Annotated in this window: 10 protein-coding genes; 5 read left to right on the top strand and 5 right to left on the bottom strand. The window is 65.5% G+C overall.

Features of this window, described 5'->3' with window-relative positions:
* Positions 1-5: 5 nt before the first annotated feature.
* The gene (locus JWN03_RS17110) at positions 6-1199 is read right to left on the bottom strand and encodes an XRE family transcriptional regulator (protein WP_297615659.1); all 1194 of its coding nucleotides are present in this window, start codon (positions 1197-1199) and stop codon (positions 6-8) included.
* 190 nt (positions 1200-1389) lie between these two features.
* Here JWN03_RS17110 and JWN03_RS17105 point away from each other — a divergent pair, with 190 nt between their 5' ends.
* Positions 1390-1695: a hypothetical protein gene (locus tag JWN03_RS17105; RefSeq protein WP_297615657.1), complete on the top strand. Its 306-nt coding sequence runs from the start codon at positions 1390-1392 to the stop codon at positions 1693-1695.
* Positions 1696-1863: 168 nt separating this feature from the next.
* On the opposite strand, the gene JWN03_RS17100 is transcribed toward JWN03_RS17105, so the two are convergent.
* Complete coding sequence (locus JWN03_RS17100) at positions 1864-2757, bottom strand: PAC2 family protein (protein ID WP_297615655.1); 894 nt, start codon at positions 2755-2757, stop codon at positions 1864-1866.
* 142 nt (positions 2758-2899) lie between these two features.
* Here JWN03_RS17100 and metH point away from each other — a divergent pair, with 142 nt between their 5' ends.
* The 3 genes from metH to JWN03_RS17085 all read left to right on the top strand — a co-directional run bounded on the left by metH (position 2900) and on the right by JWN03_RS17085 (position 9052).
* Positions 2900-6478: a methionine synthase gene (gene metH / locus JWN03_RS17095; protein WP_297615653.1), complete on the top strand. Its 3579-nt coding sequence runs from the start codon at positions 2900-2902 to the stop codon at positions 6476-6478.
* A 78-nt stretch (positions 6479-6556) separates the two neighbouring features.
* Positions 6557-8296 carry a serine/threonine-protein kinase gene (locus tag JWN03_RS17090; RefSeq protein WP_297615652.1) on the top strand — a complete coding sequence of 580 codons (1740 nt, stop codon included), beginning with the start codon at positions 6557-6559 and terminating at the stop codon, positions 8294-8296.
* Between the two features lie 78 nt (positions 8297-8374).
* On the top strand, positions 8375-9052 hold the full coding sequence (locus JWN03_RS17085) for an HAD family hydrolase (protein WP_297615650.1): 678 nt from the start codon (positions 8375-8377) through the stop codon (positions 9050-9052).
* Positions 9053-9103: 51 nt separating this feature from the next.
* Here JWN03_RS17085 and JWN03_RS17080 read toward each other — a convergent pair whose 3' ends face one another.
* Positions 9104-9232, bottom strand: coding sequence for a hypothetical protein (locus JWN03_RS17080; protein WP_297615648.1), 129 nt, complete (start codon positions 9230-9232; stop codon positions 9104-9106).
* A gap of 125 nt (positions 9233-9357) precedes the next feature.
* On the opposite strand from JWN03_RS17080, the gene JWN03_RS17075 reads away from it, so the two are divergent.
* Positions 9358-10572: a polyketide synthase gene (locus JWN03_RS17075; RefSeq protein WP_297615646.1), complete on the top strand. Its 1215-nt coding sequence runs from the start codon at positions 9358-9360 to the stop codon at positions 10570-10572.
* A gap of 9 nt (positions 10573-10581) precedes the next feature.
* Here the strand turns inward: JWN03_RS17075 and JWN03_RS17070 are convergent, their stop codons facing one another.
* Positions 10582-12249: a serine/threonine-protein kinase gene (locus JWN03_RS17070; protein WP_297615644.1), complete on the bottom strand. Its 1668-nt coding sequence runs from the start codon at positions 12247-12249 to the stop codon at positions 10582-10584.
* Between the two features lie 82 nt (positions 12250-12331).
* Positions 12332-13954 carry an MAC/perforin domain-containing protein gene (locus JWN03_RS17065; protein WP_297615642.1) on the bottom strand — a complete coding sequence of 541 codons (1623 nt, stop codon included), beginning with the start codon at positions 13952-13954 and terminating at the stop codon, positions 12332-12334.
* Between the last annotated feature and the right edge of the window lie 128 nt (positions 13955-14082).

The following is a 14082-nucleotide window of genomic DNA, read 5'->3' as shown; positions in this document are numbered from 1 at the left end:
AGGACTCAACCTGCCGCGAGTGCGCGCAGCTGATCCAGATAGGTGCGCGTACGCGGGTCGCTCGGGAAGTGCTGGATCATTTCGCGGGCGGTCTCCCCGGCAATCCACATGAGCGAGGGCAGTGAGCGGCGCTTGCCGGTGAAGGCCCGCATGCCCTCGTCCAGGGCGAGCTCCAGATTGCGGTCGTGCACCGCGACGACCGCGAGGGTCAGGTGCGCCTCGGCCACCCGCATGGGTTTGCGAATGGAGCCGTCGGGGCGGGTGGAGGTCAGAATCACCTGGCGGGCATAGCTTTCGGCGAGGCGGTCGTCACCGGCGACCCGGCAGCAGTCCATGGCGTAGAAGTCGAACTTCTGCGGATCGACCACGAAGTGATTGTCCAGATTGGCGGGATGGTCGAGCCGGTCCAGGATCGAACGACCCTGGGCGAGTGCGGCTTCCATCTCACGCCGATCGCCCAGTCGCGCCCAGGCCTTGGCCCGCTGGGCGGCCAGTTGCACACCCACACCGAGGTGCTCGGTGGTGGCGTGCGCGGCCTCGGCCGTTTCGATGGCGCCGCGATAGTTGGCCTGGGTCGAGGCGAACCACGCGGCCATTTCGGCTCCCCAGCCGATGATTTCGGCGTGCTCGGCCTCCTGGCCGAGCGAGAGTGCGGCTCTGCGAGTGGCTTCCGCGGCGGTGCGCCAACCCAGGTCGTAGTCAACGCAACCGACCAGTAGAGCCACCCAGCCGGCCAGCACCAGAACTTCGCGATGCTGCGCGAGCGTAAGCCGACCGTCCAGTAGGGAGGTAATGCGCCGCAACCACGCGGTGCCCTCGGAATGTAGCTCGTGCGGATCGGCGCACGGGTACTCCGAGCACAGCCGGTCCGCGGTGATGTGGATGGCATCCAAAGTCGCAGAGGACACATCGGACATGCGAAGGCGCCCAATGAACTCGAGCGTGTCCATCCCGGTTGCCGAGAGCAGCTCGTCATCGCGATTGGGCCGGGCCTTCGGGAAGAAAGCGGCGGTCACCGTATCGAAGGCGGCCGCGATAATGGGCGCGTAGAAATCATCGGGCCGGGACTCCCCGGATTCCCAGCGCCGCCAGTTGCGCAAAAGTGTGCTGTCAGTTGGCAGATTGTGGCTCGACTTACCCCGCATGGCGCGCACGGCGTCGGCTTGAGACCACCCCCGAGCATCACGTTCGGCGCGCATTCGGACAGCCCAGACAGGTCGATCGTCGCCAGCGGACACGCTCTGTAGTATCTCACCAGTTACCGCCCGATGGACCCGGATAGGGCACGTGGATGTCAGTGGGTTGACATCTGCAATTGCATCCAAGAGAACGCCATGCTTTACATGGGCACACGACAGGACAGCGATCCCCAATCCAACGGAGGTTCGGGTGGAAGCGTTGATCTATGGGTACGTGCGTGACGATCTGGCTGATGGGTGTAGCGAAGAGCTGGAGAGCGCAATGACCAGCCTCGCCCAATCGGCAGGATTCTGTTTCGCCGCCACGTTCCATGAATCGACCCCCGGCGACGGCACCGCGTTTGCGGAGCTGACCGCCGAACTCAAGCGTGCCGATGCTCACCATGTGGTGGTGCCGTCACTCGATCATCTTGCCGGCCAGACGATTCCGCGAGATATCCTCATCGCGAAACTGGCACATGAGGCAGCAGCTCAGGTGTGGGCCGTGGACCACTGAGGCGGCAGCCAGGAATTCACGCCGATCGGCGTATACAAACAGATCCGACTCAGTCATGAGCTGCGCGGAACCACCCCGTCATTCCGGCGCGCTTTTGGCTGAGATCCAGCGCGCGGCTATGGATCCCGGCCAAAAGCATGCCGGAATGACCGAAGTGCGCGTAATCGCTCAGAGGCCGAAGCCGCCGCGCCCACGCCGGCGCAGATACTTCTCGAATTCGGCCGCGATGGCATCGCCGTCGATCTTGGCCATGGCCTCGTTGAGGTCTACTTCGGCATCGCCGCGTTCCTCGAGTGAGCGCACGTATTCGGCGATTTCCTCATCGCCGGTGGTCATTTCGTTGACCGTGCCCTCCCACTCCTCGGCCTGCTCGGGCAGACCACCGAGCGGTACCTCGACATCGAGGACATCCTCGACCCGGTGCAGCAGCGCGATGACCGCCTTGGGATTCGGCGGCTGGGAGACGTAGTGCGGCACCGCGGCCCAGAAGGAGATGGCCGGCACACCTGCGCGCACGCAGGCATCCTGCAGCACTCCGGTGATACCGGTCGGTCCCTCGTAGCGGGTCTGTTCGAGATTGAAGCGCTCGGCGGCTTCCTTGTTATAGGCGGTGCCGGTGACGGGAACGGGCCGGGTGTGCGGAGTATCGGCCAGCAGCGCGCCGAGGATCACCACGGTTGTCACATCCAGCTGCTCCACGAATTCGAGCAGGTCATTGCAGAAACTGCGCCACCGCATATTCGGTTCGACCCCGCGCAGCAGCACCACATCCCGTTCGCTGCCGGGGGGCGAGCACACCGAGAGCATGGTGGACGGCCAGTGAATTTCGCGGGTCACGCCGTCGACCTGGCGTACCGTCGGCCGGTTCACCTGGTAATCGTAATAATCCTCGGAGTCCAGCTCGGCGAGCGGCTGCGCGTCCCAGATCAGTTCCAGGTGCTCGACTGCCCCACTTGCCGCGTCGGCCGCGTCGTTCCAGCCTTCGAAGGCGGCCACGAGGATCGGATCCCGCAGCGTAGGCAGGTCCGAATCGGGTGGCACCGGGGGTTCACTGGCGTTCACCCGGTCAGCTTAGGGGGTGAGCTCGTCAGACGCGCCAGCGACGCGCAACCGCGCAGGTTGGCGGGTCGACCCCGGGACCGACAGAGAGCGGCACACCACACCGAGGCTCGGATTGTCCGTGCCTCCCACTACTCTTGAGTACATGTCTGTGTCCCCCCGCGCCGAGTTCGACACCACCCTACTCGACACGCTCAGTCGGCGTGTCGTCATCGGCGACGGTGCGATGGGCACCATGTTGCAGGCCGCGGATCTGACTTTGGACGACTTCCGTGGCCTCGAGGGTTGCAATGAAATCCTCAATGAAACACGCCCTGACGTGCTGAAAAGCATTCACCGCGCGTATTACGAGGCCGGCGCGGACGCCGTCGAGACCAATACCTTCGGTTGCAATCTGCCCAACCTCGCCGACTACGACATCTCCGATCGCATTCGTGATCTGTCCGAGCGCGGCACCCGCCTCGCCCGTGAGGTCGCCGACGAAATGGGACCGACCGAGGACGGGACTCCCCGGTACGTGCTCGGTTCCATGGGTCCGGGCACCAAGTTGCCGACCCTCGGGCATGCGCCGTACGCCACACTGCGCGATGCCTATGCCGAGGCCGCCCTCGGCATGCTCGACGGTGGCGCGGACGCCATTCTCATCGAGACCTGCCAGGACCTGCTGCAGGTGAAGTCGGCGATCGTCGGCAGTCACCACGCCATGGCGCGCGCGGGCCGCAAGATTCCGATCATTACGCACGTGACCATGGAGACCACCGGCACCATGCTGGTCGGTTCCGAGATCGGCGCGGCGCTCACCGCGCTGGAGAACCTCGGCATCGACATGATCGGATTGAACTGCGCCACCGGCCCGGACGAGATGAGCGAGCATCTGCGCCATCTGTCCAAGCATGCGCAGCTGCCGGTGTCGGTGATGCCGAATGCCGGTCTGCCGGTGCTGGGCGCCAAGGGTGCGGAGTACCCGCTGTCGCCGGAGGATCTCGCAATCGCCTTGAGCGGCTTCGTGTCCGAGTTCGGGCTGGCGCTGGTCGGCGGCTGCTGCGGTACCACCCCCGAGCACATTCGGCAGGTGCGCGCTGCGGTGCGCGAGGTCACCCCCGGGGTGCGCACGCCGGCGCACGAGCCCGCCGTCTCCTCCATCTACAGCGCAGTGCCGTTCGAGCAGGACGCGTCCGTGATGATGATCGGTGAGCGCACGAATGCCAACGGCTCCAAGGCCTTCCGTGATGCCATGCTGGCCGAGGACTGGCAGAAGTGCCTGGACATCGCCAAGGATCAGATCCGTGACGGCGCGCACATGCTGGATCTGTGCGTGGACTACGTGGGCCGGGACGGCGCGGTCGATATGAACGAGCTCGCCGCGCGGCTGTCGACCGCGTCGACGCTGCCGATCATGTTGGACTCCACCGAACTTCCGGTGCTGCGGGCCGGGCTGGAGCAGCTCGGTGGCCGCTGCGCGGTCAACTCGGTCAACTACGAGGACGGCGCCGGGCCCGAATCGCGGTTCCAGCAGACCATGGCGCTGGTCGCCGAACACGGTGCGGCCGTGGTGGCTTTGACCATCGACGAAACCGGTCAGGCGCGTACCGCCGAGACCAAGGTCGCCATTGCCGAGCGCCTCATTGCCGATATCACCGAGAACTGGGGGCTGGCCGAATCCGACATCATTGTCGACACGCTGACCTTCACCCTGGGCACCGGTCAGGAGGAGTCCCGCAAGGACGGTCAGGAAACCATCGAAGCCATCCGCCTGCTCAAGCAGCGGCATCCGAATGTGCAGACCACACTGGGTCTTTCGAATATCTCCTTCGGCCTGAACCCGGCCGCGCGGCAGGTGCTCAATTCGGTGTTCATGCACGAATGTGTACAGGCCGGATTGGATTCGGCGATCGTGCACGCGTCGAAGATCCTGCCCATGGCGCGTATTCCGGAGAACCAGCGCGAGATCGCCCTGGACCTGATCTACGACCGCCGCCGCGAGGATTACGACCCGCTGCAGGAACTGATGGCCATGTTCGAGGGTGTCTCGGCGGCCTCGTCCAAGGCCTCACGCGCGGAGGAAATGGCCTTGCTGCCGCTGTTCGAACGCCTCGCGCGCCGGATTGTGGACGGCGAGCGCAATGGTCTGGAAGCCGACCTCGACGAGGCCATGCAGCAGGTCCCGCCGCTGCAGATCATCAACGACACCCTGCTGTCGGGTATGAAGACCGTCGGTGAGCTGTTCGGATCCGGGCAGATGCAGCTGCCGTTCGTGCTGCAGTCCGCCGAGGTGATGAAAATCGCTGTGGCGCATCTGGAACCGCATATGGAGTCCACCGACGATGCCGGCAAGGGCCGCATCGTGCTGGCCACCGTCAAGGGTGACGTGCACGATATCGGCAAGAACCTGGTGGACATCATCCTGTCCAACAATGGCTACGAGGTCGTGAATATCGGTATCAAGCAGCCGATTTCGGCGATCCTGGATGCCGCGGTGGACAAGAAGGCCGATGTCATCGGCATGTCCGGGCTGCTGGTGAAATCCACCGTGGTCATGAAGGAGAACCTGGCCGAGCTCAATGCCAAGGGAGTTGCGCAGCAGTTCCCGGTGCTGCTCGGCGGCGCGGCGCTGACTCGCTCCTATGTGGAGAACGATCTCACCGAGGTCTACGAGGGCGATGTGCACTACGCGCGCGATGCCTTCGAGGGCCTCAATCTCATGGACGAGATCATGACCCGCAAGCGTGGCGGCGCTATCGATCCCAACAGCCCGCAGGCGATCGCCGAACGGGAGAAGGCCGCCGAGCGCAAGGCCCGGCACGAGCGGTCCAAGCGAATCGCCGAGGAGCGCAAGGCCAAAGAGGCGCCGATCGTGGTGCCCGAGCGCTCGGATGTGGCCGCGGATCTGCCGGTGCCGACGCCGCCGTTCTGGGGCACCCGCGTCATCAAGGGGCTGTCGGTGAGCGAGTACTCCGGGCTGCTCGACGAGCGAGCCCTGTTCCTCGGTCAGTGGGGCCTGAAGGGACAGCGGGCCGGCGACGGGCCGTCGTACGAGGATCTGGTGGAGACCGAAGGGCGTCCGCGCCTGCGATACTGGCTGGACCGGCTCATTGCCGAGGGTGTGCTCCAGCATGCCGCGGTGGTGTACGGCTACTTCCCGGCGGTGTCCGAGGGCGATGATGTGATTGTTCTCACCGAGCCGAAACCCGATGCAGCGGAACGGTATCGGTTCACATTCCCGCGCCAGCAGCGCGACCGGTTCCTGAACATCGCCGACTTCATTCGCTCCCGCGAACTCGCGGCAGCGCGCGGTCAGGTGGATGTGCTGCCGTTCCAGCTGGTCACCATGGGTCAGCCCATCGCCGACTTCGCCAATGAGCTGTTCGCGCAGGACAATTACCGTGACTACCTCGAGGTGCACGGCATCGGCGTGCAGCTCACCGAGGCGCTCGCCGAGTTCTGGCACCGCCGTATCCGGGAAGAGCTTGTGGTGGAAGGACATTCCGTCGCGGAACAGGATCCTTCCGATGTGCAGGAATACTTCAAACTCGGATACCGTGGCGCACGGTACTCATTCGGATACGGGGCCTGCCCCGACCTGGAGGATCGCGCGAAACTTGTTGACATGCTGGACGCGGGCCGGATCGGAGTGATGCTGTCGGAGGAGCTGCAGCTGCATCCGGAGCAGTCGACGGACGCGTTCGTACTTCTGCACCCGGAGGCGAAGTACTTCAACGCCTAAGATTTGTAGAGGTTCGGGCTTGTCGCGCAGCGTTGCAGGGTGGCTCGGCGCGAAAGCCAGCAGGAGGGGCACAACCACATGACTTCAGACCGGTTGATTGCGGGACGGTACCGACTAACGGATCCGATCGGCACCGGTGCGATGGGGGTCGTGTGGCGCGCGACCGATGTCCGGCTGCGTCGGACAGTGGCCGTCAAGCAGTTGTTGCTGGGACCGGGGTTGACTCGGTCCCAGGCGATCGAGGCCAAGATGCGCGCAATGCGGGAGGGGCGCATCGCGGCGCGGCTGCACCATCCCAATGCCGTCACCGTTTTCGACGTGGCGGAGGAGGACGGGCAGCCCTGGCTGGTCATGGAATTCGTGGACGCCGTCAGTCTGGCGGCGCTCATGCGGGAGAAGGGAATTCTCCCGCCTACCGAGGTCGCGCGGATCGGGGCCAAGGTGGCGGCGGCGATGGCCGCCGCGCACAAGGCCGGGATCGTGCACCGGGATGTGAAGCCCGCCAATATCCTTGTCGCCGAAGACGGAACGGTGAAGATCACCGACTTCGGCATTTCGCGTGCGATCGGTGATGTCACGGTGACCTCCACCGGATTCCTCGCGGGTACACCCGCCTACCTCGCGCCGGAGGTGGCGCGCGGCGAGAATCCGGAACCGCCGTCGGACGTATTCGCTTTGGGCTCAACGCTGTACGCGGCGGTGGAAGGTATGCCGCCGTTCGGTGAGGGCGACAATCCGCTCGCGCTGCTGCACTCCGTCGTGCGGGCGCAGGTGCCCGAACCGCGGAATGCCGGCGCGCTCGGACCGGTGCTCATGGATTTGCTGGCCGCGGAACCGGGGGACCGGCCGACCATGGAGCAGGCGACCGATCGACTGCAGGCCGTGGCCGATGGCCGGGCGACCGCGCTGATCGCACCTACCAAGGTGCTGCCCGCGGCGACGAATACCGCGGTGGTGGACAGTACGGCGGTGACCACGGTGATGGCCACCGGCAGTGGCAAGGTGTCGACGGCCAATGCCGGTGACGAGACCGTGCACATCGATATGACCAAGGACAAGCCCTCGGCGCGTGCCACCGCGCCCGGGACGCCGGTGCCGCCGGCGGGCACCTTTGCCGCCAAACTCGCTGGGCAAGACGGTAATCGGCGTCAGATCGCGCTGGTTGCGCTGGGGCTGGTGGCGGCGGTGGTGATCGCTGTTCTGGTGACGATGGCGGTCAGCCGCAATACCGGGGAGAACAGTCCGGTCGCCAATGGGACCAGCACCGCCGTGGAGCCGGTGAATCCGACGACCGCCAGCGCATCGGGCGGAGCCACCGCCCCGGGCGGCGGCGATGCGGGCGGCAATGTCGCGCCCACCCACGGCAGCGGGCAGGCCGGGTCGGCTACGCACGCGCCCACGACGACCCCCGCGCCCAGCACCACTCTCTCGGCGCGGCCGAGTACCACCACCGCACCTCCTGCGACGACCGCGGTGCCGCCGACCAATCCGCCTCCGGCCGCGGCCGCGGTGCCGTCGGCGTCGTCGGTGACCTCGTTTGTTCAGGGCTACTACGGGATGCTGCCCGGCAATGTGAGCGCTGCCTGGTCCAAGCTGTCGCCCGGCTATCAGGCCTCGACCGGAGGGTTCAACGCGTACTCGCAGTTCTGGGCCGGTATTTCGTCGGTGAGCGTCGGTGGTGTGACGGCCACCGGTGAGAATCGCGCGGTGGTCAATCTGACGTACACCCTGCGTAATGGCCAGGTCACCAGTGAAAGCCGGTGGGTCCAGGTCGATTCGTCCGGCGGTGGACTGGTGATCGCGGCGTCTGGGACCTGAGGCCGACCCGATACGCTGAACACCGCGTCACGTGTGGTGCGCGCTCGAAGTGGATGTGAGAAGAGGAGCGGTGTTCCGGTGACGCGGTTGGACGCGGTGTTGTGGGATATGGACGGAACCCTGCTGGACTCGGAGAAGCTCTGGGATATAGCGGTCCGGGAGCTGGCGGCAGAGCTCGGCCACGAGATGGACGATGCGATGCGGCATGCGCTCATCGGCGCCTCGGGGCCGAATGCCATGCGCATCATGTTCACCGGGTTGGGGCTCGATCCCACCCCTGCCGCTGTCGCCGAAGCCGGCGAATGGATCGAGCGGCGCGTGATCGAGCTGTTCCAGGATCCGGTTCCGTGGCGGCCGGGCGCGGCGGATGCGCTCGCTACCCTGAAGGCGGCCGGGATTCCGATGGCGCTGGTCACCAATACCAAGCGTTCCCTCACCGAATACGGTCTGGACACCCTCGGCCGCGGCTTCTTCCACGCCACGGTCTGCGCGGACGAGGTGCCGCAGGGCAAACCCGCACCCGATGTCTACCTGCGCGCGGCCGAACTGCTCGGGGTCGCGCCGGAACACACTGTGGCCATCGAGGATTCGCCGACCGGTGCGCTGGCGGCCGAAGCCGCCGGCTGCACGGTCCTGGTCATCCCCTGTGAGATCGCCGTCCCCACCGCGCCCGGCCGTACCTTCCGAGATTCCCTGGTCGGACTGACCCCGGCTGATCTGCACGCGCTCGTCCTCGATCGCCATCGGGTCGGCTGACGTCTTTCGCAGCGCCGAAAGCCGGTGCCCAGGGCGGGGATTCGCACCGACTCAGTGCCGCCGACCTGCGATGAGCTGTCGTAGCCGCAGATCGAAGTTGAGGGCGAAATCGAGTGCCGCGCGGGTGGCGCGGTCGGCGAGGGTGACCATGGGCTGGCGGCCGTGTTCCGGATCGAGCACCGCCAGGCGGCGATGACCGAGCTCCTACCGCCATCAGGTGCACAACGATTGATCGATCGCGGCTATGGTACTCACGATCTTGTGAACGGCATCACTCCACGCTGGGGCTTCAGGGAAAGGATCCGATGAGCTCGAACGAGCCGATCGCAATCGTGGGTATGGGGTGCCGTTTTCCGGGCGCCGCCGACCACGGGCAGCTGTGGCGACTGCTGTACGCCGGTCGGGACGCGGTGGCCGAGGGTGAATTCCCGGACTGCACAACCGATTTCCGCCCCGAGGATTTCCATATCACCGATCGTGAGAACGCCGAGCTGGATCCGCAGCACCGGGTGCTGATGGTGACGGCCCGCGATGCGCTGCGCGATGCCGGGCTCGATGAGGACGAGTTGGCGGGTACGGCGATCGGGGTCTTCATGGGGCAGAGCACCGCGGAGCACTGGGACACCCGCTCCGGCGACCGGCCCGTCGATATGTACGCGATCGCCGGAGCGGCGGCGCGCAGTATGGCTTCGGGCCGGTTGAGCTATGCCTGGGATCTGCGTGGCCCGTGCGCCACCGTCGATGCGGAAGGTTCGTCCGGGACGCTGGCGGTGCATCTGGCCTGCCAGGCGCTGCGTACCGGGGAATGCGAGACCGCGATCGCGGGCGGTGTCAGCCTCGTGCGGGGGACCGACCACACCGGCGGGTATGCCGCCGCCGGAATGCTCTCACCTTCCGGCCGTTGCCGTTTCGGCAGCGAGGATGCCGACGGGTTCGTTCGCAGCGATGGCGCCGGGGTCGTCGTGCTCAAGATGCTCGAGCAGGCGCGCCGCGATGGTGACCGCATTCATGCCGTCATCCACGGCAGCGCTCAGGCCAGCAAGGGACGTACGGCCAAGGCGGTCATCGCGCCGTCGATCGACGGTTATCTGCAGGTCATCGAGCGTGCCTGCGCCACAGCCGGTCTCGCGCCACAGCAAATCGGGTACCTCGAAGCCCACGGTAATGCGGCACCGGCCGGCGACCATCTCGAGCTGCAGGCCATCGGCGCGGCCGTGGGGCGGCACCGCCCGGTCGGGGAGCCCTGCCTCGTCGGATCCATCAAATCCAATATCGGCCATCCCGAGGCGGCAGGCGGGCTGGCAGGATTGATGAAAGCCGCTCTCGCGCTGCAACATCGGCATATCCCGGCCACTCTGCACTGCGAGCAACCGACCTCGGCGGTGGACTGGTCCGGACTGGGGATCGCGCCGGTGCAGACCGGTATCGCCTGGCCCTATGCGGGCCCGGCGTATGCCGGTGTGAGCACGTACGGACTTTCGGGCACCTTCGTGCACCTCGTGCTCGGTGAAGCGCGGTAGCTCGGTCCACTATTTGCTGTTGTGGACACTGACGACCGTGCCGTCGACGTCGGCGGCGAGGTAGCCGCCGCCGTTGTACTCGTCGGAGAAGTACACCAGCAGCGTCGGCTTGTGGTCGTTGAAAGTCCAAGCGGGGTCGACGATTATGTAGCGGCTGGTGGGATTGGCGACACCGAGTTTGTTCTGCGCGGTGCTCAGCAGGGTGGGCAGGATATCCCAGTCGATCGAGCTCAGCGCCACGGTCGGTATACCCGACAGTTGGCCGCCGGCGCCGGTGCGGGTGGCGACTCCGTCGCGGAAGGTGAATTGGTCGTACACGGTCGGGCGATCCTTGACCGGTGCGCCGGTGTTGACGAATTCCGGATAGAAGGTCGTCTCGATGAATTGCTGTCCGCCGGTGAGCTGTTCGAGCGCGGAGATCGCCTGGCGGACCCCAGCCGGGGTGAGCACATCCGTGGTGGCCGCCGCGGCAGGGGTGGTGGAGGCATTTCCGGGGATGGCCGGTAGTGAGGTGGCCGGATGCGCCGCAGTGCCAGGAGGTTGGCCGGGGTTGGCCTGATTAGTGCTCTTGTCTGGCTGAAGAAGTACGGCAACAACAACAATGACGGCGATGGCAGCGGTTGCCGCGGTTCCGGTCGCGATCCACCGTCGCTGCCGAGTGGGCGGAGCTTCGTTCGAGCGAACATGCGCTGTGTGGTTGAACGGTGCGGAGGGACCCGTCGGCGGGAACTGTGCGGAGGGACCTGTCTGTGGGAACGGTGCGGAGGTCACCGTCGGCGCGAACGGTGCGGACGTTGCCGCCGGGCCGTACGACAGGGGCGGCGCTGTCGGTACGAATGGCGTGGACGGTGAGCTCGGCGCGGAGAGCGCCTGGGCGAGTAGCCAATCCACCTGTTCGGCGGTGGGCCGGTGGCCAGGATCGGGGACCAGTATGGCCTGCAGCGCCGCGGTCAGCGGCCCTGCGCGCCGGGGCGCGGGGACCTCACCGCGCAGCACGGCGGCGAGCGTGCCGACGGAGGTATCGCGGCGCATCGGGTGATAGCCCTCCACCGCGACGTACAGCACCAGACCCAGTGACCACAGATCGGACGCGGGGTGACCCTCCTGACCGCCCAGTCGTTCCGGCGCCACGTAATCGAGGGAGCCGACCACGCTTCCGGTGGAGGTCAGCCCTTCCATGCCGTTGATCGCGGCGATACCGAAATCGGTCAGCACCGGTGAACCGTCCTCGCGCAGCAGCACATTGGCGGGTTTGATATCGCGGTGCAGGACGCCGACGGCGTGTGCGGCGCGCAGGGCCGCGAGAATGCCGCGGCCGATGAACGCGGCCTGGGCGGGCGGCATCGGACCCATATCGATCTGCTCGGAGAGGGTGCGGCCGCGCACCAGCTCCATGACGATCCACGGATGCTCTTCGGCGGGGGAATCCACAATGTGGTGGATGGCAACCACATTCGGGTGCCCGATGCGGGCCAGGGCGCGGGCTTCGCGCAATACGCGCTCCCGTTGCACACCGGGTGAACTCGCGCGGTCCGGATCGGCCGCGCGCACCTCTTTGAGTGCTACTTCACGATGCAGGGCGAGGTCGTAGGCCCGCCAGACCGTACCCATACCGCCACTGCCGAGCGGTTCGAGCAATTCGAAGCGCCCGTCGACCACTGTCCGCCCGGGAATCACCGCGCCAGCCTATTGGCAGCATCCCCGCGGCGCGAGCCCGGCCGCACCCCGGCGGAGCTGCCGGGGTGCGGCCGGATCGTCGCTAGTCGCGGCGGTGCGGGTGCTGCTCCTGGTGTTTCGGCGGTTTCGCGGGCTCGATCGGTTGTGCCAGCGAGCCGAGGGCATGGGACTTCGAGCCGGTGCTCGCGGTGCGGCCGTAGGTCAGGCCGACGGCGGAGGCGTCCATATTGAAGTAATACGGTTCCTCCAGCCAGCTATTGGGTGAATAGACGGCCTGCAGGATTTCCAGCGCGAATCCCGGCGCCGCGCCCTGCCGGCCCAGTACGATGTAACAGGCCGAGCCGCCCTTGTTGTTGTAGCCGATGAACTTCTTCCACCCCTGCATGGTGGCGCCGATACTCAGCAACCAGTGCTGGAAATCCTGTGAGGGGTAGTTCAGCAGGTCGATGCCGAAGCCGCTCACCGCTGCCACGTATCCGCTGCGGTTGACCGCATTCAGATCGGCCATCATGGCTTTGTAGATCGATGGATCCGGGGTCAGCGTATTCGGCAGGTACGTCTGGTAATACAGATGCACCATGAGCTGCTCGAAGGTGAGCGGGTCGTACAGCGCCAGCTGGTATCCGCCGACCGGGGCCGCTTGTCCGGGACCGACGACGGTCGGTGGCGGGGGTTCCACCGCCGGGATCGCTATCGCGACATTGCCATTGGCGATGATGCCCCACGTGGTGCTCACATTGCCGCCGCCGGGTGCACCGCCCGGGGTGTAATCGGTTGCGGCATAGGACAGTATCGCACCGTTCGTATACGCCTCCAGCGCCGCCGCGACCGCTGCGGCCTGGTCTCCGGAGAAGAGCACATTGAGCGGTCGCAGGGAGAACTCGATCACCGACGGGTTCTTCATCACAGCCGAGGACCACTGATCGAATATTCCGACATCCGAATCGCCGTAGCCGGGGTTGAGCGCATTGAGTACGGAGTTGTCCCCGCCGGTGGCGTTCACGGTGACCAGGCGGCTGTCGGCCCACGACTTGCCGAGTTCCTCCCACTCCGTTTGTGATTCGGCCTTGGTGGAGGTGAAGACGGCCTTGTACTCCAGCTGTACGTTGACGCTGACCTGTGTCTGGTTGGAGGAGTACATCGTCTGGACGGCCTCGTAGTAGTCCAGGCTGCCGCCGACCACCACCTGCCCCACGAAATGTGTTCCCCACTTGCGGAACATGGCGAAGAATTGCTCTTGATTCTGCGGCGTGAAGGTGTTCGGCAGGTTGCGCACATCCGGATCGTCGCGGAAATCGGGAGTCAGCCACTGCTGCGAGGTGTGATTGAGATTGAGTTCCCAAGCGGTGAAATCGGATTCGTAAATACAATAATAATATGACTGGTCGGTATTAATGGTTTGACTGTAGGCCACATCGAACTGCGCGCTGAACGCCCCATAAGACGTTTGTACGCCGGCCTTCTGGGAGAAATGAGACTGGAACTGATCGATCGTATTGTATACATATGACGATCCGGTGGTGTTGGTGTACTCCACCGGCGTAGCGTTCTCCGGCACCGCGTAGGTGATCCCACTGGGCGGATATTCCCAGCTCCCGCTGTCACTACCAAGATTGACTATTTGTGGCATCAGCGAACGAGTGCTGTACGTACCGAGAATGTTGAAACCGCGCCCGATGGCACCGGCGCCGGGTATCAGCGACATAGTATTTTCCTTCCGTAGCCGTCCCCGCGCCAATGATACGGTCGACAACCCGAAAGATGATGAGCTATAACTGAATTCGCAAGTGTTCGGCCATTTGCCCTATAAAACTGTCCAGCGATCCCGCAGCA

This window comes from Nocardia sp. (genome assembly GCF_025465275.1).
In the GTDB taxonomy this organism is placed as follows: Bacteria; Actinomycetota; Actinomycetes; order Mycobacteriales; family Mycobacteriaceae; genus Nocardia.
Note: the sequence above shows the minus strand (reverse complement) of the source record. Positions and strands in the feature narration are given on the sequence as shown.

What these genes read in the sequence shown, in the direction of transcription:
- JWN03_RS17075 (WP_297615646.1), top strand. Translation starts at nt 9,358, where the DNA reads ATGAGCTCGAACGAGCCGATCGCAATCGTGGGTATGGGGTGCCGTTTT.
- JWN03_RS17090 (WP_297615652.1), top strand. Translation starts at nt 6,557, where the DNA reads ATGACTTCAGACCGGTTGATTGCGGGACGGTACCGACTAACGGATCCG.
- JWN03_RS17110 (WP_297615659.1), bottom strand. Translation starts at nt 1,199, where the DNA reads ATGCGCGCCGAACGTGATGCTCGGGGGTGGTCTCAAGCCGACGCCGTG.
- JWN03_RS17065 (WP_297615642.1), bottom strand. Translation starts at nt 13,954, where the DNA reads ATGTCGCTGATACCCGGCGCCGGTGCCATCGGGCGCGGTTTCAACATT.
- metH (WP_297615653.1), top strand. Translation starts at nt 2,900, where the DNA reads ATGTCTGTGTCCCCCCGCGCCGAGTTCGACACCACCCTACTCGACACG.